Genomic DNA, 23,337 nt, shown 5'->3' with positions numbered 1-23,337 from the left:
ATACCGTATTCAGTTGTCAAGCTGAGAAAGAATTTCCCGAATCTTGTCTGCTTTTTGAAAGTCTTTTAGTTTGACACAGAGCTTTTCGCCTTTTTCCAAAAACAACCGGGCCTGTTCGGGATTTTTCAAATGAGTTGCGTTTAACTGCCCTAGTAAAAGGTAAGCATCCGCCAGATCCGGCTTAATCCTCAGGGTTTCCTTAAGTGCGGTCGCAGCCTTTTCATACAGCCGGGAATCCATCAGCACCAAACCAAGGGTGAACCGGGCATGGACAGAGTCTGGAGCCAGTCGCGCCGAATGTTCGAGCACCCGTACCGCATCATCATAACGTTGAGTGGATCGATAAGCGTTTCCCAGATAAAAAAACAGATTAGGGTTTTCAGGGGCAAACTCTGTTGCTTTTTCCAAAAGGTCGACTGCCTCTCCCGCTTGCCCTTTTCTGAGATAGGCCGCTCCCAGGGCAATGTAGGCGTGGATGAACTCCGGGCCCAACCGTATAGAATGCTTAAATGCACCTATTGCATTGTCCAGTGTGTCAAGTCCCTGATCTTCCAGGCTACCATAGGCGATCCCCATGTTGTAATAAGCGTCCAGGAAATCAGGGCGAAATTTGATCGCCATCTTGTAAACATCCACTGCAGCCTGATAGCGCCCCTGCTTGTGAAGACGCAGCCCCTCCTGAAGCCAGGCATCCGCCGACGACTCATCAATTTCATTTGATTCGTTGCCCTTTAACAGCTGTTGAGTAAAACGGGCTCTTTTTACGTCACCTTTTTTCTTAAACAGGGTCTCGGCTTTTCCAAGATATTGGGACGCGCGTTTTTTGTTTCGTAATTTTTTGAGATGGAGGACTCCGAGCTGAAAATAAGCAGAAGAAAATTCAGGTTCAATCCGCACAGCATTTTTAAACGCCTGCCGTGCCGAAGCATTCAATCCGACCTCCAGCAAGGCATTACCCACCAGGTAATAACCCATGGAAACACACCGGGCTTTTTCAGCCAGCGCTTTTTCTTCGTTGCCATAGATGTCCAGAAACCGACCCAGGTTATCCGATGCAAATGTCAACCAGTGATCCAGTACATCAAAATCGGGCTCCAGATTTACCGCACGCTTCATCGCCTCATAGGCTTTGGGCAAGTTATTGAGGGCTTCATAAGAGCAGGCGAGATCAAAATAAAACTGACAGATATCAGGACGCAGGCGTAAAGCCTTTCGATAACATTCCACTTCCTGCTTATATTTCCCCATGCTTCCACACACGTAACCCAGAAAATACTGTGCGGCGTATGCTTTGGGATCCTGCTCGCAAATTTCCGTAAACACTCCCAAGGCTGTCACATTATGCCCCCGGATCATTAAAATCATACCTTCATAAAACGCGTTGCGGTCCTCCCAGTTATAAGGGAACAGATCGCACACCTGATCAACCAGTCGACCTACCACCTGGTCAGATTTCTGTTTCGCCACTTGTTCAACGAGTTCAGGATATTTCTGCCGCAACTGGTCGCCGAGCGCTGTCCAGGTATCCTCCGGACCCGCAAATACGGTTCTTGCTTTTTGAGCTATAGTGGGTTTCATAATCGGTATTAAATGATGGTGGGTTTCATAATGAGTTTCAAATGGTTGAACTGCTATTATAGTATTTCAATCAAGACAATAAAAGCAGCCGGGAATATAACAAAAAGCAGAAGAGCCTGATTCTCATGAAATTTTTCTAATCCGATGGTCCTCAGGCAAAACCTTTCCCTGATCCAATATTATTTGAGTGTCACTAATCCGCTGGGCCTGTAACGGATCGTGAGTCACCCATACCAGCGTGCGGGATGATTTTAGCGACAAGGCCATTTCTTCAATAACGGCTGCGGATTTCTGATCAAGTGAAGCTGTGGGTTCATCTAACAGCAAAACATCCGGATCAAGGGCCAGGGTTCGCGCCAGTGACAGCCGTTGCTGTTGTCCCTGAGATAAAGCCTGGGCAGGTGCCTCCAGCCTGTCTTTGACTTCCTGCCACAATCCAGCTTGAACGAGCGCCTGCTCTACAAGGTCTGGAAACAGGATCCGGTCCTTCGGCCGATGATAATTTAATCCGAAAATCACATTTTGATAGATGTTCTTCGGAAACACACAGGGTTTCTGGAATAACAACCCTACCCGTCGACGAAGTTCGCAAAGGTCAGTGTTTTCACCATAAATATTCTCACCAAAAATTTCAACCGATCCCGTTTGAGAAAATCCTGACAACCTGTCGTTCATTCGACACAACGTTCTAAGCAAAGTCGATTTGCCTGCCCCGGAAGGTCCGAGAAAAGTGGTGATACTGTTGGCAGGAAGATTCAGTTTTATATCCTCGAGTACCAGGTTGTTTCCAAATCGAACACAGAGGGAATTCACACTTATTTGAGAGGAACCGGAAATCATGAGTCGGCCTCCACAACATATCGCGAACGCAATATTAGAGACAATCCGATCAGAAAAAACACGATACAAATCAGCGCAAACCCTGCACCCCATGCATTGGCCAGTGTGTTTGGGTCAACCGCTTCCTGTGCCAGGGTAAGGATATGGGTTTGCAGTGTGAGCACCGGGTCGTTAAAGGATTCAGGAATCAGGATCCCGGAAAAGACCGTTGCCGTGAACATGATGGCAGCCGTTTCACCCGTTGCCCGAGCCAACCCAAGCAAAACCCCGGTAACAAGACCATATGCGCTTTGTGGAAAAACCACGGCCATTATCCGCTGCCAGGTCGATAAACCCAGAGCCCTTGCTGCCTCCTGGTAATGCTCAGGAATTGCCTCAATAGATTGGCGCATTGCCGTTTGTATTGTGGGCAAAATCATCACTGCCAGAATCAAAACACCTGTAACCCATGAGACGCCGGTGTTCAACCAGACACCGAATACCATGAATCCGATTAAACCAAATAAAACCGTAGGCACTGCATTCAGTGAATACATCAACAACTGGAATAATTCAGAAACTTTGCCCGGTCTCAGGATTTCAGTCTGGAACAAGGCAGCCCCCAATGCGATGGGAAAACTCAAAATGCCCGCACCTGCCATCAGCAAAAGCGTTCCCAATACCTGATAGAAAATACCACCTTCTCCAAACTCACCCGGTTTCGAAAATAAAAATTCAATACTGAGAGCGGAATGACCACGCCACAATACCGCCGCAAGAACCAAAACCAACAGACTGCAGCCCACACCGGCACAAACTCCAAGAAACCAGCGAACAAATTTATCTTTCGTTTGCCGATTCATGCTGTTTTCCTTTTTAGCAATCGTGTCCCTATCAGGCTGATCACAATTACCATTAAAAACAATACCAAGCCGGAAGCAATCAGAGCATTCCAGTGCATGCCTGAACCCAACGCTTCAGCGGCTTCACGACCAAGTTTGGAGGGAATACTCTGACCCGGTTGGGTGATGTCAAACCAGGGTTCTGGGATTAAGTCCAGCCCCCCTATAACAAGCATAACGGCCACCGTCTCTCCCATAGCCCGGCCGAGTCCTAACAATACAGCCCCTGCCACACCGGGCAGGGCTTGAGGCAACACCACGCCAAAAGTAATTTCCGAGGAAGTCAGACCAAGAGCCCGCGCGGTTTCGCGATATTCAGAAGGAACAGCACGTAAGGCATCTTCGGCCAGGGTCATGATCGTTGGCAGAATCATCGCCGCTAAAAGGAAAGAAGCCGTTAACAATGTATTGCCATCAATCAGTCCAAAAATATCTTTGACCCAGACGGCCAAAAATGAAACGCCCAGAAGCCCAAACAAAATGCCTGGAACCCCGGAAAGAAGTTCCATCATAGCCTTGACCACACGGCGCCAACTGGGAGGAAGATACTCAGAGGAGTAAAGAGCACAACCCAAAGCAGGAGGCATCACCCATACCAGCGCCAGGGCTGTAACAATGAGAGATCCGTAAACCAGTGGCAATACACTGTAACTCTCACCGGGCAACCAATCTCCACCGGAAAAAAATCCAAAACCGAATTCAGCGAACACAGGGAAACCTTGAACGACCAGAAAAAGAAACAGGAGGATTACAGAACCCGAAGCCAGCGTGGCTGCCAATCCGGTCACCCAAACGACGGGGTGTTTCCAATTGACTTCCGGATCGACCAAAAATTGCATGATGAGTAAATTACAAACCGGGGACTTTTCCCGCCAGATGGGAACCTTCGGTTTTACGGGCAGGAATATAGTGGAGATCAGCCACTATCGACTGGCCGCTCTCGCTCAAAACAAATTCCAGAAACTTTCGGGATTCAAGGTTAGCTTTTTCAGAAAGTAACATATTCAGGTTGCGGACAATGGGATAGGTCCCATTTTCCACATTGTCCTGAGTAGGCTGGATGATTCGGTCCCCTTCAATCAGATCAAGTCCACGAACCTCTTCGTTCATCCAGGCAAAAGACAACATTCCAATAGCGGCGTTGCTTTGCGCGATTTTCGCCTGCTCTTCGTTATTGGAGCCGGTAACCAGCCGGACTCCCCGGGCACGTGCTTTAGGGTTGCCAAAAATATAATTCATGAAGACATGCCGCGTCCCGCGATGTCGCTCCTTATCGATAACCACAATACGGCTGTCCGGCCCTCCTACATCCTGCCAGTTGCGGATGCGTCCTTCATAGATCGCCCGGATCTGTTCACGAGTCAATGCCGTTACACCTGCTTTATAAATCTCGGAGGATACAACGCATGCCACTGCATCGCGTCCGATCACATGCACTTTAAGGCCCTGTTGTTTAAATTTCTTAACTTCTTCAGGAGTCATTTCACGCGACGCCAGTCCGATATCCAACAGGCCACTCCCTGCCCCTTGAATACCCACCCCCGAACCACCGCCACTGACTGTAACCTGAACTTCAGGATTTAACCCGTTATAGCGGGCTGCCGCCTTGGAAACGACAGGCAGAACCGTGGTTGAACCACCAGATCGAATCAGAGTTCCGGCAAAAGATGAAGTCACCAGGAATAAGAAAGAAAGGGCGATAACCCCCGTGAGTGCGCCAGGGAAAGTGTTTGAAAACAGGAAATGAGCAGGCTGTTTTGGCATGAGTCCTCAAAAATGAAGCAAACATCTAATTATATAGATAAATACATACAACAAACCAGTATTAAGTCGGACCCCTGACTAACTCCTTACAAACATTGAAATTATTATTGGGAAAAAAGAAAATTCAGGTGAAAATAGTCTGGTTTAGACTGGCCCAGGCGGGTAGGAAGCCACGATCAGCGGCACGGTAAAACCATCGTTGTGACAGCTTGGGATTCGGAGCAATCCCCCTGCCTGTGCGGTAGAGGAATCCCAATCGGTGTTGGGCTTCCGGGTGCCCCTGTTCGGCTGCCTGCTGGAACCAGGTGAATGCTTGTCGTGGGTCAGCCTCAGTTCCCGCCCCTTCAAGATATAACCGGGCCAGAGAAAATTGGGCATCGGCAAGACCACGCTCAGCCGCTTGTGAAAATAGTTGGAACGCTGTATTTGTATCTTTTCTGGAACCAAGCCCCAGATAATAAAGTCGACCCAACCGATACATCGCTTCATCGCATCCAGCTTCAGATGCCCGACGATACCACTCCATGGCTCTGGAATAATGAGCTTCACCCTTCACACCATTTTTTTCATATCTGAGACCAAGTTGGGTCTGAGCTTTTCGCGACCCATTGGCAGCCACTTTTGCCAGCCATTCGACATCCACATTGAGACCGTTGCCCGAAAAGTTTTCACTACTATTTGTTTCGCTCCCGGTTCCCCGGCGAAACCAGTAGGCCGCCTCATCAAAATCTTTATCCATACCCCGTCCGGAAAAAAGGAGTGTGCCTAAACGGCTTTGCGCTCTCTTCATTCCCTGCACTGCGGCCTTCCGGAGCCAGCGGGCAGCCTCGCGGGCATTGGGATGACAACCATCCCCCTCAAGATACATTTCACCCAACATGCATTGAGCATGCGGGTTCCCTTGCAGTGCGGCCCTTTTCATCCAGAAAAATCCCTGAACCCTGTCCCGGGTCGAACCTTTTCCTATACGATAAATTTCTCCGAGCTGAAATTGCCCGTAGTCATGGCCTTGCTCTGCCGCTTCGTGGAACAGCGCGATGGCTTTTCCATTATCTCCACTTCCACCTTGCCCATTTTTAAGCATCCGGCCCAGATTGTATTGTCCCAAAGAGTTATTTTGCTCGGCCGCTTGTTCATACCAGTAACGGGCTGCACCAAAATCCGGTGTGGTCCCGATACCATGGTAAAGTGCCCGGCCAAGATGATATTGCCCAAAGGGATCTCCAGCTTCTGCGGCAAAACGGTATCGTGAAAAAGCATTTTCAAGAGACACCGGACCTGCAAGACCATTTTCCTGGATGATGCCCAACAGAACTCCCGCATGCGAATAACCGCAATTGACAGCACGTTCCAGATGGTCTCTTGCCCCTTCAAAATTCTGGGGAATCCCCACACCCAGGAATGTCAAAACACCCAGGTGAAAATCAGCATCATTTATTCCCTGGCGAGATGCCTCCTCAAACCAGTGGACAGCTTCTTCCAGATCAAGTGAAGTCCCTATTCCCTGTTCCAACAAGCGTCCCAGTTGCAATTGAGCTTCAGGATGACCCAGCATCGCTGCCCTTCTCCACCACAAGACGGCCTGGCTGAATTCCTGCTGGTCAAACATCGCCTGACCCCGTGCGAACAAATCTTCCGGTTTAGGAGATTGTGCAAGGTCAATGAACTCCAGGAATTCGCGCGCTCTTGAATCTTCCTGACTCACAGCTTCACACATCCAGTAAAGCGCCTTTTGGGGATCCTGCGCGACTCCTTCTCCGGAATAATAAAGTGTGCCCAGTTTGAATTCGGCCAACTCGCAACCCGCTTCACAGGAAAGATGGTACAACCGTGCCGCTTCTTCCGCATTCCGGGTCACACCGCTGCCGGTTTCATATAGTTCTGCAAGATTGTACAGCCCCTCAGCATGTTGTTGCTCTGCAGCCTCCCCATACCAGTGAGCGGCTTGCTCCATATTTATTTCAGTTCCCTGCCCAGTTTCATATAAAAGACCCAGCTGGTTTTGAGCATCAGCCAATCCTTCTTCCGCTAACTCCTGAAACAATTCAAAAATATTGCGCTGGCTTAAATTTCCGCATCCTTTATTCAAATACATGAGCGCCAGGTTGAATCGCGCTTCAAGGTGGTTTTTCTGGGCAGCCCTCCGATACCAGTGCAATGCTTTTTCCTGATCGCGGGAAACGCCAAACCCCTGCTCATATAAAATTCCAAGATAAGTTTGTGCCGGGGCGTAATCCTGGGCTGCAGACTTCCTGAACCAGCGAAAAGCTTCCCGGTAATCAGTACCCTCGCCATATCCTGTGGTGCGCATCACACCCAGGTTGAACTGTGCCACCGGGTTACCCTGTTTGGCCTGCCTGTACCACGAGCGAACCCGGCGCGGGGTCAAGGCTCCCATCAGACGTGAGTCCATTGACCTGGACTGCCCTTCTGAAGAACCTGTACAGGCACGAACAAGAAACCGGGTTTCAGAGGATTTACTCCAGGAGACTTCTTTTTTTTGTGATCTGGAATTTGATTTCATTGTCATTCACAAAATAGAACAATCCGATGCCAACCGGGCAACACGCATTTTCAGGGAATCAATCTTTTCCTGGGCTTCATCTGCCATTTCCTGAAGAACATCGCGACCTTCCGTTTCACCTTTATTGCAATAGGTTTTTAAACGCGCCATGTCAGAGTTTCGCAGTTGTTCAATTTTTTTTTCTATTTGCAATAACCGGTGGCGAACCTGCCCCGTCTGCTTCAACACGCGGGATAATTGCTGCCTTACTGAATGGGATTTATCTTCTTCAGGAAAATTCGCCTCACCTTCATCTATCAATGCACGAATTTTTTCGGAATCCATTTCAAGGTAGGCTGCATTGAGACGCGCCATTAAATCGTGACGTTTTTCCCTTTCTTCAGTATCGGTTGTAAGATCTGGATGAAATTTTCTTGCGGCTTCGCGAAACAGCTTTTTTAAAGTTTCATCGGGGGTGAATGGATCCCCTTCACCAAAAATATCCGCTGAACCCGTATCATCTGTTTCTTCGGATTCATCAAATGAAAAATTTTCCCAGTCTTTTTCAAAGTTTTTCTGTTGGTCACTGACGGTCTGCGATCCTGAGGAATCAAAACCTGCGGCAAAATCGAGAACACGTTTTTTTAGACGTTCCAGCTCGTTTTGACGCTCCCCCATGATCCTGTTATAGACATTTTCAAAAATTTGGAGCTCGTTATGTAAAGTCGACAGCTCCAACTCCTGTTCCGTAAGTGATTGCTGGAGTGCTTTCAGTTCCGCCTGACGACGCACCAATTCTGCCCGATCCAGGGTAGCGGTTTCTGTTACTGTGCTCATATTTCACTCCACAAAACGATACTGAAAAAACTTTATTCATCTTTAACCAGATAATTATTATCAAGGGGTCTTTAGGATGTGGCAAGCTTATAATTATATTTTTCAGTATTTTGGAACAAATTTACATTGGCATCCGGATATTTTCCGTCCTGTTAATAAAGTAAAACTCGGTTAGAATAACGACCCATGACCTCCTCTCTTTTTCCAGATTCATCAGAATTTATCAAGCGGGACACTCGAAAGACCCGTTGGGCCATCCCTTATCATTCAGAATGCCTGAACGCCCGAACCCATGTTTTACTGGGTCAGAATGGGGATTCGCTTGATGGAAAATCTGTTTTCGATGCCGCCTCACATATTGGAACCCTATCCTATGCTGCCCTACAACTGGGAGCGAATCATGTGAGGGGAGTGGACTCTGAAGCTCGAACGATTACCACCGCAAATGAATTATTCGAACACCACGGAATCACAAAGGACCGTTACCGTTTTGAGGTGGGGGATGTTCTGGAATTTCTGGAGGAGGCGGGACCCAACGCTTTCGATACGGTCCTGTGTTTTGGCATGTTGTATTACACAGCGGAACCCTACCGGCTGCTCAAGCTGATGTGTCGAGCAGCGCGTAACTGTGTTTTAATCGACACCTTCACTGCCAAATACGCCGCGCTGACAGGAAAAGACGCGGCCCATATTCTCCCAAATGTAACGGACGAAACCTGGCAACTGCCGACCCTCATCACCACGCTAACCCAATCAGCCAAAAAAGATTACACCCTGCCGGAATCATTTCCTTATAAAGACAACCCCGTTTCACTCACCGCTTTCCCGACTGAATCTCTGCTGGAATTATGGTTTGATTCGCTTGGGGGGACTTATCGGAAGCTGGACTGGTCGGCTTATAAAACACGCGATTGTTCCTGGCGGGACCTCATGACACCCGATCAGAAAAAATCATCGCATTGGGCGGATGTTTATACGGCGGGTGTAAGGGTTGCGTATCGACTGGATCTTAAAAGCTAGGCGGACTCTGGTTCAAAGAATTCGGTCGACCCGTGTTATCGTTCCATTATTATTGAACGCCTGTGCGTAAATCGACCAGGCCCCGCCGAGGAAAGCTCCGGTCACAGTAATCCGCTCACTCATGTGGTCGTAACCCATTGCGCCTCCACCTCCCCCAGTCCCATAATCACCATAGACAGAGACCGCGGCTCCCGGGTGACCGGCGAAATGGCCGTTTGCGAGAATGCTGGTTCTGAGACCAACGGCATTGCCCGGATTGGGCTGGATATGCGCTGCCAAAATTCCATTCCCCGTATCCAACACGACAAATGAACATCCGGTCAGCATCCCTGTGACCATCAGGATATGCGCAGACGGCACCGGCAACAGATAACCGGCAATGGCGGGAATAGCAGTCGCCCCTTCGCCCACCATCTGGACTGAATGCGCATTAAACGTTGTCGCACCGACCGCAACAGCACCACCCCCATGCCGACCGATCGAAACTTTGCGGGTGCCGTGTTTGCGTAAGTTCCCCAAAATCTTTCCTGGACGATAATTATCATATCTCGGCACAATTTTTCCTTTTACAACTTTAATGTCGTCAAGCATAGAGGCGACATACTGACTCACCCCCGAGGCGCCAGGATCTCCGGCAATAGAAACCTGGTTGTAACGTAAGAAAGTACCGGGTGTGGTCTTGAGCTTGTTGATGGCTTGAGCTGCTGATAGCATGGAAAACCTCTGGAGGGGTGGGGGAACAAGCGGGGATGGAATCTGAAAATTCCCTGGTAAAACCATACATTAAAAAAGCAAAATAGCAATCCTACCCCCCAGGCAACGCCTTCACCATTCTCATTCCATCAGCTGACCAAAAAATAACCGTTGGCTACCACCTCCTTCATTAAATAGAGACCTTTGCAATAAGCCCAGAAGAAGGACTGACTTACTCACAATTATTTACCTCTTCTAGAACTGCTATTTGCCTCCTTAAATCCCCTCCTTAAAAAAGGAGGGGATACAGGGGAGGTTGTTTTAATGACCCCTCCCGCACCCTCCCCTTTCCAGGGGAGGGTAATAAATGGTTACCCAAAAGGTTCTGTTGAATTAGAAATTATGGGTATTGCAGTGGTCACCTATAAATAGACCCGGAAAATAGGGCCAAAGGTTCCCCTCTAAAAAAACTTATTTTACATTGACCGTCATGATGACGAACTCTTTATTCATCTGGGTTCCCTGATGCGGCTCAACATAGGTTCCATCGTAGTAATACCATTGCAGGGGAACCATCTTCCCAAGTTCTTTTGGTTGTCTGGGAAGTTTGCTTACATCCAGTCCGTTTTCGATAAACGTTTTTGGGTTCAGGTAATACACAATGTCTTCCTGGGTGTTTTCCGGGTTAGATGAAAAATGCGTCATGTTGTGCTTGGTCACCGTTTCCAGCATGCAGTATTCACCGCTGGCGTTTGTGATATCGATCGCTTTAATCTTGGAACCCGGAGCAAACAGATTCGCGATGGCGTTGATTTCTTTCTTCGCCGTTCCTTTTAATTTCAGGACAGGTCCAAATTCCTTTTTAATCGACTCCAGTTCTTTTGCGGGATCGCTTGAAGCAAAAGCCGGATTGGAACTTCCAGATAAAACCAGCAGACCAACCAATAAGGACAGCGTTATTAAGGGTAAGTTGAGGTTTCGTTTCTTGTTCATGATGTTCCCTTTTCAAAGATAAAATTTTAAGAGTTGGAAAATAAATTCAGTTTTTTTTCAAGAAAACCTGGTACAGGCTTCCCAAATTCTTAAACCAAGAATAGAGAATTCCATAGATATTAAATATCGACAGAAGGACAATAATTTCGGGCCCTTCATTGATTTTTCGCATAGTAAAACTACTACAATTCAAAAGATGGCGATTATTAAAGGACACATGTTCTCGATTTACCCCCTCCACCTTAAATAAACCCCTAATTTCATCTTCTTAAGGGAAGTTTCTGTTCCCTGGATATACGTTTACACAGAAACCCTCTCGTGCTAAAAACATAGGCATATTATCGGTTTAGGAATGACAAGGCAGACGGATTGATGGATTTCCAATAGAAATTCCCAAAACTCCGAAAACCATTGGGCTTTTAATTCTGATGACAATTTTATACGGCTACCGGATTAATTTAAGGAGAGGGAAAATGTTGCCTGCGAAAAATCATTTTTTGGGAAAGAGCCTTCATCTGGTTCTTTCATTTCTGCTACTCAGTTTTTTTGCAAAAACCGCCATTGCCCAGACACCCTATCTTGTAAAAAATATTAATACTCAACCTAACCCGGTTAGCAGCGGTCCGAGAAATTTTGTACAGGTGGGTTCCACTACCTTCTTTACCGCGCGTACACTCGCTGAAGGTGTGGAACTTTGGAAATCTGACGGCACACTAGGTGGAGCGACCCTGGTAAAAGATATATTCCCAGGCCCTGACGATAGTTCACCCTCAGAGCTCGTAAATATTGGCGGAACTCTATTTTTTATGGCTTCAAATGGAACAAATGGACAGGAGCTTTGGAAGTCAGACGGCACCACTGCAGGCACGGTGATGGCCAAAGATATCAATCCGGGAACTGGCAACAGTTCGCCAAGGGAACTGGTTAATGTAGATGGGACGCTTTTTTTTCAGGCCAATGACGGGACTAATGGAACGGAGCTTTGGAAATCTGATGGCACCACTTCCGGTACAGTACTGGTGAAAGATATCCGGCCCGGACTGGGGGCTAGTTCGCCTTGGGAAATGGTAAATGTCGGGGGGACGCTATTTTTCAGGGCTCTCAATGGAACAAATGGACAAGAGCTTTGGAAATCTGATGGAACGACTACGGGCACAGTATTGGTTAAAGATATCAATCTAGGTTCTGCAAACAGTTCCCCAGGCAGCTTGGTCAATGTGGCCGGAACACTTTTTTTTCAGGCAGATGACGGGATCAATGGTCGTGAACTATGGAAGTCTGATGGGACATCTTCAGGTACCGTTTTTGTAAAAGATATCAATCCAGGGACTGGGGGGACTGGGGGTAGTCCCCCTGGTTCCTTCTTAAATATGGGAGGAATACTGTTTTTTTCAGCTTTTGATGAAACCAATGGACTGGAGCTATGGAAATCTGATGGGACGCCTTCTGGCACAGTATTAGTAAAAGATATCAATCCAGGGAGTGGAGGCAGTGGACCTGGGGAACTAGTTAGTGTAGGCGGTACGCTATTTTTTAGTGCAAGTGACGGGATCAATGGAGGTGAACTTTGGACATCAGATGGAACGGCTTCTGGTACGGTACTAGTGAAAGATATCTATCCAGGAACTGAAACCAGTTTCCCTCAGGAACTGGTTGATGTAGAGGGGACTCTTTTTTTTAATGCCAATGATGGTGCAAATGGGGAGGAGCTTTGGAAATCAGATGGCACGACTGCCGGTACAGTGTTAGTAAAAGATATCAATCCGGGGACTATGGGCAGCGGCCCGATTGGACTCGTTAATGTAGGCGAGACATTATTTTTTACTGCCTATGATGATGCAAATGGATTAGAACTTTGGAAATCTGACGGTACGGCTGTTGGCACATTACTCGTAAATAATATTGGAATCGATGAAGGGGGTAGTTTTCCAACGGAATTCGTTAACACAGGCTCAACACTGTTTTTTATGGCTAATGACGGAACAAATGGGCATGAGCTTTGGAAATCTAATGGAACCCCTTCGGGTACGGTGTTAGTGAAAGATATCTTTCCAGGGCTTGCGGGTAATTTTCTGGCTGAAATTGAAAATGTTAGCGGAACCCTGTTTATTACAGCCAGTGATGGCGTAAATGGACAAGAACTTTGGAAATCAGATGGTACCCCTTCAGGAACGGTGCTAGTAAAAGATATTGTTCCAGGGGCTGGGAGCGGCATTCCGAGATTGCTCACGGAAGTTGGTGGAACGCTGTTTTTTCAGGCAAATGATGGAACAAATGGACACGAGCTTTGGAAGTCGGACGGCACGGCTGCGGGAACGGTAATGGTTAAAAATATTTTTCCAGGGTTTGGGAATGGGGCACCTCAAGAACTAGTAGATTTAGGAGGAGTTCTTTTTTTTAGAGCTTCTAATGGGACGAATGGTTGGGAGCTTTGGAAATCAGACGGCACCACTACTGGAACAGTGTTAGTAAAAGATATCTTTCCGGGGTTTGCAAGTAGCAACCCAACGGAACTACTTGATGTGAATGGAACACTTTTTTTCACTGCTACAAATAGCGTTGGAATCAAACAGGAGCTTTGGAAATCAGACGGTACCGCTTCTGGTACTTTATTGGTAAAAGACATTAACCCCGGGTATGCGAAAAGCGACCCGAAGGACCTAGTAAATATAAATGGGACACTGTTTTTTACTGCTGATGACGGAACAAATGGACGTGAGATTTGGAAATCAGATGGCACAACAACTGGCACAGTCATGGTAAAAGATATCAATCTGGGGACAGACGGTAGCAATCCGGAGGAACTCATAAATGTGGACGGAACCCTGTTTTTTACGGCTAGTGGTGGAATAAGTGGCCGGGAGCTTTGGAAATCAGACGGCACGACTGCTGGTACCGTGATGGTTAAAGACATTAATCCAGGGCTTGGAACCAGTTCTCCACGAGGTCTTGTTGATATAAATGGGATACTATTTTTCACCGCTTCTGATGGGATAAATGGAGAAGAGGTTTGGAAATCAGACGGCACCTCTTCGGGCACCGTCAAGCTTCCAGATATTGCGCCGGGTTCTTTTTCCAGCAATGCACATGAATTGACCCAGGTAGGTAATACCTTATTTTTTTCTGCGAATGATGGCCTCACGGGTCGGGAACTCTGGGCCTTTTCCCTTCCAAAATATCAGGTGCTCAATGATTTCGATGGGGATGATGATTCCGATGTTCTGGCTGTCCATTCCAGCGGGGTGCTGGTTTCGGTGCGATTGGAAAACTCGGTGTTCCAGGATTTCGGGTTCCTCCTGCAAGCCGACCCGGCGGCAGGCTGGACGGTCAACGCTACGGGGGACTTCAACAACGATAAAAATTCCGACCTTCTTTTGTACAACACAACCACCGGTGAATACCGCACCGTTCTGCTCGATGGCAATTCGGTATTGAGTGACACTGTCGTGTTCACAATCGATCCGGTTATCGGTGTCGAACCTCGCGGTGTTGGCGATTTCGACGGCGACGGTGAAGACGAAATCATCATCTACCATCCGCCGAGTGGTTTCATAGGGTTGGTCTATCTTGCAAGCGGAACGTTCTCCTCTTTTGAAGAAGCAACAACGATTGATATCGCGAACAACTGGACTTTAAAAAACACAGGGCATTTCAACAGCGACAACAAAACCGACCTCCTCATTACCAACACGGTCACAGGGGAATCGGCTGTCATCGAAATGGATGGTTCCACCGCAACGCCTCCAACCTCTATCTTCACCTTCGATCCAAGCTCTGGATGGACAGTAATCGACACTGGCGACTTCAACGGTGACAAAAAGTCGGATGTTCTCATACTGCACACGTCCGGTGCGCTAGGCGTACTGGTTATGGATGGGCTGACGTTCCAGAGTTTTTACGTGCCCGGTGGTCTGTCGCCCGGTTGGGAACTGGTAAACGTCGGCCACTACAACAGCGACAAGAAAGCCGACTTCCTGATTCACGACACCAACACAGGCGACTTGTTAACCGCCGTTCAGGATGGCGCGACTGTCACCACCTACACACCCGTGCTCAACCTCGGCGTTGGGTCGGGCTGGTCGTACCACGGCGGGAAACCGTAGACACTTCTTTGTTTTAGTTTTAGCAACGAGAAAATGGGTTTAGAAGGCACTGCCTTTCAACCTGGCCCTTAAACTAATTATTTCAACAATGTGAAAGTCTGGAAATCAACAAGGATTTATTCTATAAACACTAAAACCTATTTGGGCAGCCAAATTATCATTGACATATTTTTAGCGCATGCCTAATAATCGACAATCGAAATGTCACCTCCTTTTCTAAAAACAGTACCACCCACTCTTTTAAAATAATCCGTTTTGCTGTTTTAAAAGAAAATTAGTCAGATTTACATTTGTGTGACAAAGATGTCAGAAAACAATAATGGACAGACACCCTGGGCTATTTCTTTTTTATTGGTATTTTCCGGAATAATCGCATTTCAAACTTCTTCCCCACTTAAAGCCTCCCGCCCTTCAAATAATTTTGAGATAAAAAATAATTACTCCCAACTAGAGGAAATAGATTCTCGTCTATGGGAAGATCCTTTTGCTGCAATAGAAAGATTAAAAAAAAGAAATAAAGACGATTTAAAGGTATTGGCTTCCGAAAAATTCCTCATCACAGAAACGGGTGACCACGAAATCGAAGTCAATGCGACTCTTAAAGAAACAGCAAAAGACTTCTTCTATAAAACAGATGAAATGCTAAGGGTGAAATTATTAAATGGCACAATCTTCGATGATAATTTTGACCGTCTTTTAGTCTTGGGGGTTTTGTTTCCGGAAGGCAAATACTTTGAAGACACAGAAACCCGCCGACGGCGAAGATACGCCATTCTTTCCGCGATGGGCGAAGAGGGCTACACCCCAAACAACCCCAAAAAAATCGGGATACTTCCATACAAAACCAATAACAACACACGATCTGAACTCATTCCTTTTGAAGGACTAAAAAAAGGAAACGATCAAGTTCTCATTTTTTGGCTGAATGAAAGTTTTTTTAATTCGATTAAATTTCCTGATAGTGCGGAGCCAAAACCATTGAGGAGCATCATTGATTTCATGGATTTCCTTGCAAACGATCCCGAGAACACAAAGGTTGTTTTTAAAATCATTGGCCCCACAAGCTCAGACAGTCTAAAAAATATCCTAAAGGAATTGACCCAGATTGAAAAAAATTTTCCGAAAGGCAAGATTAAACATCCACGAAAGCTGGAAATCATTTCACCCAATACAACTGCAGATGAAACAGAACTGCTAAAAACAATAAACAGCAAGGAAAATTCTATTGCAAGTCTCTTTGAAAAAGGCGCAAATGACATTTCGTTCATCAAGGCAACACCCAGTGACAAGGAATTGGCAAGAGCCGTCTGGGACGAACTAGCCCTAAGGTGTATTTCAAATCTTGACATGAATTGCGACCAGGAAAAATACAATGTCGCCTATATCTCAGAATGGGATACTTTTTACGGGCGGAAGCTACCCGAAGCCTTTAAAATCACAAAGGCGGAAAAAGGCTTTAATGGGGAAGATATCGTTTATCATTACATGAGAGGTTTGGATGGTAAAACACAAAACCCATCTTCTCCTGAAGCCAAGAAAGAAACTTCGAATTCTGAAAAAGAGACTTTAATTAATTTAGGCCAACTCGAAAAAGCCGAAGGTAACAACCAATATGATTACCTAAGGAGAATTGGCCAAAATTTAAAAAAACGTGACAAGGAATTATTTCAGAAAAAAAGAGAAAAAATTAACGCTATAGGCGTATTGGGTTCAGATATTTACGACAAGCTACTGGTCTTAGAGGCATTAAAAAAGGACTTTCCAAAAGCTGTCTTTTTTACGACAGACCTCGATTACATTTTTCTTCATAAAGATCATTTTACCTGGACCAGGAACCTCATAGTTTCATCAGGATACGATTTCCAACTCAACAAAAAATGGCAACAGGTTGCTCCTCCTTTCAGAAGCAGTTACCAGACAGCAAACTTTCTTGCAACGCTAATAGCCCTGGATAATTTTGAAAAAACTCCTGCTATGCCGGGGAAAACAGCAAATTGGATTGAACTTATTAGGTCCAGCGGTCCACTGGTTTATGAAATCGGGAGGACAAAAGCGTTCCGGCTTGACAAAAATAATATTAACGAAACCCTGCACCCTGAAAAAACCCCCTTCTTACAAAACAAAGACAGTTGGTTTTTTATTTTCCCAATTGGGTCAATTTTACTTGCAGCATTAATTTTTTACCTGATATTTCCCGATTGGAGGAAGGGATTTAAAAGGTGGTCTCCCAAAATTGCTGTTATTTTTATAGCACTCATTTTAATTATCTACTTCGATACTGTGAGTTCCACTGGTGAGATATTTTCATTTTCACACGGTGTCAGCATTTGGCCCACTGAAATAATCAGAGTTCTTGCAATATTCATTGCGATCCTTTTGTTTTTAAATGCCAGAAAAACTATCAGGGAGAGCTCTGATAACTTGAAAACATATTTTTTGACCGAGGACAAAAATCTTAATAAAAATTCCCATCGTTTTAAAATGGTAACCGGGTTCCCTGGAGGCCCATCAAAATTATGGAGATTCATAAAATCGCCAAAAAAATTTCTTCGGGCCTATGAATGGAGTTTAATCCCCAAAAAACCAAAAAATGGCTGTATCAATCCGGTTAGTTTCTGGAAATTATTCAGGCTACTGGATTCGTTTGGATTCCGAATGTACAGGACATGTGTATTATCTATCCTCTTTACGGCATTTGGCATCCTCATGGCCAGACAATGGCCCCCTTACATACCTTACCGCGGAGTATTTAATCTGACGTTTGATTGGATTATTCTTTATTGCCTCCTGATACCATCATTTTTAATTCTGGTGTTTTTTGTTGTCGATGCGACCTCCCTTTGTTCTCGGTTTTTGCATGAACTCCGTAGCAGGCCAACTGGCTGGAAAAAACATACGCTTGAAAAGCTCCTATCTCATAAAATAGAGAATGATACACACATTCAGTACTATAGAGATTGGGCTGATATTAAAATTGTCGCCAAACAATCTGAAACTATCCAAAAAATTATCATTTACCCATTTTATATTGAGTTCCTGGTAATCGTTTCTCGTAGCACCCTGTTTGACAGATGGGATGCCCCTATCAGCCTTTCTATTATCTTTTTTCTCTGCGCCGCATTCCCTATTTTTTTCGCATATCGCCTTCAAATTGATGCCAAGAAAATTAAAGAAAAATGCCTTGAAAACTTGTCCCAGAATATAATCAAATTAAAAGAGCAAAACTTCCCCGAATCCAGAAAAATAATTCGACAATTGAAAAAATTTGCTACAGAAATTGAAACTATTAACGAGGGCACCTTCCGTCCTTTTTCTCAACAACCCGTCATCCGTAACCTATTAGTCCCATTTAGTGGTTACGGAGGGCTGGCTCTTTATGAGTACATTATGTTATCAACCTCTTGAACTTCACAAAACTGGCAAAAATAAAGATAAAACGAAAGGAGCAGGTCTTTTCTAAACTTCGATTTTAAATAATCAATTTTCAGTGTTGAGCGGTGCCAAACTGTAAACCCGGTCTGCTTCTCTTGCCACCTTGCCGTGGATGTACAGGGCCAGCCAGCGTTTGCCACCCTCGCGGGCCACGGTGTAGGCGATGTCCTTGAACAACACTCCGGGGTTACCTCTCTTAAAAGTCTTGTAGGCCAGCGTGGAATACTTCACCGCTTCCCCGACCTTGTACTTTTTCAAATAATCAAACCACTGACTGTCCAGCACAGTATCCGCCACTCTTTTGATTTTCAAAAGATGAGACAGGCGCAGGTCGAGCACTTTTGATATGACCTTGCGGTCTTTCAGTGACGATAGACTCTCGCACATTCGCGACAAACTGAGCAGACAATCCAACAGGGTCGCTTCTTTCAACGGCTGCTCGGCCTCCGGATGGTAGTTTGCAGCGATGTCCTTCACCAACTGCCGGTCGATCTGTTCGATCTCCTTCCACGTCAGTGTTTTGGTGGCGAGCAATAATTCCCTGCGCGACTTTTCGACAATGGCCCGGACTTCTGGAGGAAAATCCGCTAACTCGACCTTTGGCTCCTCCAGATCATCCAGATCTTCGAGCACTTCGTCATCGGGAAGCTGGGGGCGGCGGTCCGGTCCGCCATAGACCTCCAATGCCACTTCCCCAAGCGCAAGGTACCAGCGCACCAGCATCCGTTTAAACGCAATGTCATATAAAACGAACCCACCGGATTTGAACAGCCAGAACAGGGCATCGCCACAGCGCGCAATATTCGTCGCCCACTTCATGATGAAATAGACATTCCAGCGCCGGGCAAACTTTCCGAGGGTAGAGTTATCCCACGCTTTCTTTTTCTGCCAGGCGTTTTGCAGGGTTTCGATGTGACGCAACCGAAGTTGCAACAAACCGCCCATCCCCGGCATGCGGGTCAGTTCCAGCAACGCATCCTTTAATCTCAGAAAACCGGTGAGCATCGGCCCGATACGGGCACGGGTCAGAGGATCTTCTGAATCGGGATGATACGCCGCCGCCATCCCCGATACCATGGTGCGGGACACCTCCCACGCGTTGAGTTGCCCGGCATCAAGAAACCAGCGCGCCTGCAGGGAATCCACATGCGCCAGCAGGATTTCAATGGCGCGTCTTTCTCCTGGAGTCGGTGCTGTTTCCCAACGGGCACGCAGGTGGGCGAGTTTGGCATCGTCACTTTTGGCAAGTCGACGGTAGACCTTTTTCTGTCGACGCGCCCAAAGCACCGTTCCCAGAGCAATCGCGACCGCACTCCAAATCCACCAGGCCTCAAGCCAGCTCAGATCCATTCCTTCAGAAAAAAACATGTTGTTGGGTCCCGATGGTATTAAAAAAGTTGGATGGCTGACATAAAAAAATAGCTGGATTGGATTCAGATAACATGAAGCATGTTGAACAGAAAACTAGTTGCAGGATAGATCAAAATAAAATTCACTGCCCTCACCCAGGCGACTCTCGACACCCACTTTCCCGCCATGAAGGGAAATTATTTTTTTCACAATGGCGAGACCCAGGCCCGTGGATTTTTCTCCGCCTGTAGGTCTGGAAGTCAGTGTCTGAAATTCACCGAACAACAGTTTTTGGTCTTCGGGCGACAATCCCGGCCCTTCATCACGTACAGAAAACCTGACAAAACCTTCCCTGGCTTCAGTCACTATTTGGACTCGGGTGTCGGGTGGTGAAAATTTGATCGCGTTTCCAATAAAATTACCAATGACCTGGACAATGGCGCTTTCATCAAATTTCACCTGCGGGATTCCACCGAGAGACGTTTCCAGGCGGATTTGTTTCTTCTCTGCCAGAAGCTGGTTCAATTCAAACTGGGTTTGAACAACCCTGTTCAAATCCTGCAGTTTCATATCAAGATCAATTTTTCCACTTTCAATTTTGGAAATGTCTAGCAGGTTTTCCAGAAGACTTTTCATGTAGTCGCTGGAATTGAAAATTTTTTCCAACAGCTCTTTTTGTTTGTCGGTGACCGGTCCTACCGTCTCCTCTTTAATAATTTCACTGAACGATCGAATCAGATATAGAGGGTTTCTTAAATCGTGCGAGGCGATACCAAGAAACTTGTTTTTCGTTTCGTTCAACTCCTGCAGCTGGCGGTTCTTTTCCCGGATTTCCTCCTCCACCTGCTTGATTTCCGTAAGGTCTCTTTCAATGGCAGCGAAATGAGTCACTTTACCCTGCTCATCCCGGAGGGGGATGATATTTATATCAAGCCAGTATTTTTCCCCGGACTTTGAAAAATTTACGATGGTGGTTCTGAAAGGTTCCTGCCTCTCCAGGGCCTTCCTGATCTCTGCCCGGGCTTCTGGAGAGGAGTCCTTACCCTGCAGTATCCGGGGAGTTTTACCTACCACCTCATCAAGCAGGTAGCCAGTGAGTTGAGTGAAGGCCTCGTTTACATAGACAATCCTCGGCCCCGGATCGTCAAGGGGAAATGCTTCAGTTACGATCACAATATCATTGGCAGACTTGATAATATCTTCGTATGAAAAACTGGAATCCATATCCCCCCCCATGTTTTCAATCGATCAGGTCTCAGAGTACCATCATTTAGGCGGCATTCAGGTGAATCAAGCCCTGAAACCCATTTGACAGCCCGGAAACCATTAATTTTGTCAAAGTTTCAACTGCCTTTCAGGACAAAAAACCCCTCAATCCAAAAAATATCTGATTTTTTTAAGACTTAACCCCTTTTATTTTCAACCATTTAAAATTTTATTTCATTTTGTCTAGAAAATAATATTGACATATTTTTAAATTTGTCTAATATAAATCCTAGACACCAACTAAAGAACAACAAACAACATGACCATCAAGTTCTATTCAGGCCACCAGGAGGCACCCAAAATGAAAACCCAAAAAATAGCATCAGCCATCTCAGCAATCGCATTCGCATCCCTGCTCGTCGCCGGAACGGCCTCAGCGCACTCAGCTCACGACCACAGTCACCTGCCGGTTGGCTGGACTTTCGATAAACAGGTCACAAACAAAATACAGAAGAACCTGGAACAGGGTCATAAAAAGACCGGGCTTTCCTCTCAGGAACAAAAAATTCTCGGCCAATATGGAATAGGGATCGGAAACTCCTTCAACACCCGTGTGGATGGTCAGACTTTGAAGGTCACCCGAACCGATTCTGGAATCCGTGTTGAAGGCCAGATCAAAATGTATGCCGATGGTCTTCAGGAAAATCTTCCGATTCGTGAGAATGCAGAGGTTGCAAGGTCTTCCTTCTCCCAAAACCACACCGGTCACGACCATAGCCACCTGAAGATGTCCTGGGTTTTCAATCCTGCCATTGAAGAGAAAATACATGACGCCCTCGTGACCGAACGTGCACATAGAGCCATCGGATTAACTTCAGGCGAGCAACGGGTTCTGGAACGATACGAAATCAAAATCGGGAACTCCTTTTACACCTATGTGGATGGAAAAACGTTTACGGCTAAACGCACCTCAATGGGTTTACGGATCATGAATGAAGTTGATGGTCGCACAGTGGCCTCTGCTCCGGGTGCTGGCAGTGGGTCCTACTGAGCGGGAGTTCGGTCCCGGGGAACCTCCTTTTCCCAGTGGTCAGGCAGATCCCGGGACCGGCTTCTTTTCGGAAGCCTGGTCCAAAAACCAGGCCCAAAAGAACTGAAGTTTTGAACAACTTACTAACCCCTCGTTAACTGGAAATTAAAATGCAATCCACATTAACCATAGGCGAACTCGCTCAAATGACAGGATTCACCACCCACACCCTCAGGGTCTGGGAAAAAAGGTACGGAGCCCTCGACGTTCTCCGGCTGCCATCGGGTCACCGGCGTTATCCCCGGTCTGAGGTTTGTCGATTACGGGCCGTTTCACAGGTTTTGAAACAGGGTCATAAACCGGCAAAAGTTTCCTCCAGCAGCTTGGAGGAACTCAATCAGCTGCTTGATGTCCATCCCACACAAATAACAGCTTCGTTTCTGGAACAAGATTTCCTGGAATACCTCCCTGAAGAGCCATTAACCCAGGAATGGTTAACCGCCACCGATTACTACGATGAAGTGACCCTAACTAAACTATTAAGCAGGGAATGGAGGGAGCGCGGCCCCCTGTTATTTATTGAAGAATGTTTAACACCGTTTCTATCGGCGGTAGGACTTCGCTGGGAAAAGGGAGAGTTAGCAATTTCCCAGGAACATTTTGCCTCCGACTGCGTGAACGATTTCCTCTCCAGTAAATGGAGAGAATTAAACAAAGAAAACAAAGGGCAACCAATAATCCTGACAACGCTCCCCGGCGAGCCCCACCGCTGCGGTCTACTGATGTGCGCAGTGGTTTCAGCCTTCGCGGGCAAACGGGTTATTTCACTCGGCGTCAACACGCCCACAAAAGAAATAGTGAACACCGTTAAGCGTAGCCAGGCGGTTGCCCTAGGAATCAGTATCTCGAGTCATTACCCAAAAGACAGATCATTGCAGTTCCTGACCGCCTTAATGGAAGATCTTCCTCCCACAACAAAACTCGTTGTGGGAGGAGAAGGCAAGCCTGTTCTTCCAGAAAATATTTTCACCTTTAACAATTGGGGAAATTATTTTCTCTGGATTAAGAACCTCTAAAAGCGAAATCAATTACAAACGTTCACCATTT

Annotated in this window: 15 protein-coding genes and 1 pseudogene; 5 read left to right on the top strand and 11 right to left on the bottom strand. The window is 46.5% G+C overall.

The features are described 5' to 3' along the window. Nucleotides 1–9: 9 nt before the first annotated feature. From G3M70_10465 to G3M70_10435, 7 genes are all read right to left on the bottom strand, one after another. On the bottom strand, nucleotides 10–1,578 hold the full coding sequence (locus G3M70_10465) for a tetratricopeptide repeat protein (protein ID QPJ62271.1): 1,569 nt from the start codon (nucleotides 1,576–1,578) through the stop codon (nucleotides 10–12). Nucleotides 1,579–1,701: 123 nt separating this feature from the next. Further along, entirely contained in the window at nucleotides 1,702–2,418 is a 717-nt protein-coding gene (locus tag G3M70_10460; protein ID QPJ62270.1) for an ATP-binding cassette domain-containing protein, read from the bottom strand. Beyond that, nucleotides 2,415–3,260 carry an ABC transporter permease subunit gene (locus G3M70_10455; GenBank protein ID QPJ62269.1) on the bottom strand — a complete coding sequence of 282 codons (846 nt, stop codon included), beginning with the start codon at nucleotides 3,258–3,260 and terminating at the stop codon, nucleotides 2,415–2,417. The genes G3M70_10460 and G3M70_10455 overlap by 4 nt, the downstream gene beginning before the upstream one ends. Further along, nucleotides 3,257–4,138, bottom strand: a complete 882-nt coding sequence (pstC, locus tag G3M70_10450; GenBank protein ID QPJ62268.1) for a phosphate ABC transporter permease subunit PstC — start codon at nucleotides 4,136–4,138, stop codon at nucleotides 3,257–3,259. Before pstC ends, G3M70_10455 begins: the two co-directional genes overlap by 4 nt. Nucleotides 4,139–4,148: 10 nt before the next feature. Next, nucleotides 4,149–5,063, bottom strand: coding sequence for a phosphate ABC transporter substrate-binding protein (locus G3M70_10445; GenBank protein QPJ62267.1), 915 nt, complete (start codon nucleotides 5,061–5,063; stop codon nucleotides 4,149–4,151). Between the two features lie 124 nt (nucleotides 5,064–5,187). Next, on the bottom strand, nucleotides 5,188–7,587 hold the full coding sequence (locus G3M70_10440; GenBank protein QPJ62266.1) for a sel1 repeat family protein: 2,400 nt from the start codon (nucleotides 7,585–7,587) through the stop codon (nucleotides 5,188–5,190). A 6-nt stretch (nucleotides 7,588–7,593) separates the two neighbouring features. Beyond that, nucleotides 7,594–8,403, bottom strand: coding sequence for a hypothetical protein (locus G3M70_10435; protein ID QPJ62265.1), 810 nt, complete (start codon nucleotides 8,401–8,403; stop codon nucleotides 7,594–7,596). A gap of 186 nt (nucleotides 8,404–8,589) precedes the next feature. On the opposite strand from G3M70_10435, the gene G3M70_10430 reads away from it, so the two are divergent. Further along, nucleotides 8,590–9,423, top strand: coding sequence for a methyltransferase domain-containing protein (locus G3M70_10430; GenBank protein ID QPJ62264.1), 834 nt, complete (start codon nucleotides 8,590–8,592; stop codon nucleotides 9,421–9,423). A 12-nt stretch (nucleotides 9,424–9,435) separates the two neighbouring features. On the opposite strand, the gene G3M70_10425 is transcribed toward G3M70_10430, so the two are convergent. Together G3M70_10425 and G3M70_10420 are read right to left on the bottom strand one after the other, a co-directional pair. Then, nucleotides 9,436–10,137: a hypothetical protein gene (locus tag G3M70_10425; protein QPJ62263.1), complete on the bottom strand. Its 702-nt coding sequence runs from the start codon at nucleotides 10,135–10,137 to the stop codon at nucleotides 9,436–9,438. A gap of 450 nt (nucleotides 10,138–10,587) precedes the next feature. Beyond that, nucleotides 10,588–11,019: pseudogene (locus G3M70_10420) on the bottom strand (hypothetical protein). A 518-nt stretch (nucleotides 11,020–11,537) separates the two neighbouring features. On the opposite strand from G3M70_10420, the gene G3M70_10415 reads away from it, so the two are divergent. Together G3M70_10415 and G3M70_10410 are read left to right on the top strand one after the other, a co-directional pair. Continuing rightward, on the top strand, nucleotides 11,538–15,212 hold the full coding sequence (locus G3M70_10415; GenBank protein QPJ62262.1) for a hypothetical protein: 3,675 nt from the start codon (nucleotides 11,538–11,540) through the stop codon (nucleotides 15,210–15,212). A gap of 303 nt (nucleotides 15,213–15,515) precedes the next feature. Further along, nucleotides 15,516–18,617, top strand: a complete 3,102-nt coding sequence (locus G3M70_10410) for a hypothetical protein (protein QPJ62261.1) — start codon at nucleotides 15,516–15,518, stop codon at nucleotides 18,615–18,617. Between the two features lie 72 nt (nucleotides 18,618–18,689). Here the strand turns inward: G3M70_10410 and G3M70_10405 are convergent, their stop codons facing one another. Together G3M70_10405 and G3M70_10400 are read right to left on the bottom strand one after the other, a co-directional pair. Beyond that, entirely contained in the window at nucleotides 18,690–20,012 is a 1,323-nt protein-coding gene (locus G3M70_10405) for a hypothetical protein (GenBank protein QPJ62260.1), read from the bottom strand. Nucleotides 20,013–20,108: 96 nt separating this feature from the next. Then, a complete protein-coding gene (locus tag G3M70_10400) occupies nucleotides 20,109–21,218 on the bottom strand; it encodes a PAS domain-containing protein (protein QPJ62259.1) in 1,110 nt (369 codons plus the stop codon). Between the two features lie 343 nt (nucleotides 21,219–21,561). Between G3M70_10400 and G3M70_10395 the strand changes: the two genes are divergently transcribed. After that, nucleotides 21,562–22,251 (top strand): hypothetical protein, encoded by a 690-nt coding sequence (locus G3M70_10395; protein QPJ62258.1) that lies wholly within the window; start codon nucleotides 21,562–21,564, stop codon nucleotides 22,249–22,251. Nucleotides 22,252–22,400: 149 nt separating this feature from the next. Further along, the gene (locus G3M70_10390) at nucleotides 22,401–23,306 is read left to right on the top strand and encodes a MerR family transcriptional regulator (protein QPJ62257.1); all 906 of its coding nucleotides are present in this window, start codon (nucleotides 22,401–22,403) and stop codon (nucleotides 23,304–23,306) included. The last annotated feature ends 31 nt before the right edge of the window (nucleotides 23,307–23,337 follow it).

This window comes from Candidatus Nitronauta litoralis (assembly GCA_015698285.1).
In the GTDB taxonomy this organism is placed as follows: domain Bacteria; phylum Nitrospinota; class Nitrospinia; order Nitrospinales; family Nitrospinaceae; genus Nitronauta; species Nitronauta litoralis.
Note: the sequence above shows the minus strand (reverse complement) of the source record. Positions and strands in the feature narration are given on the sequence as shown.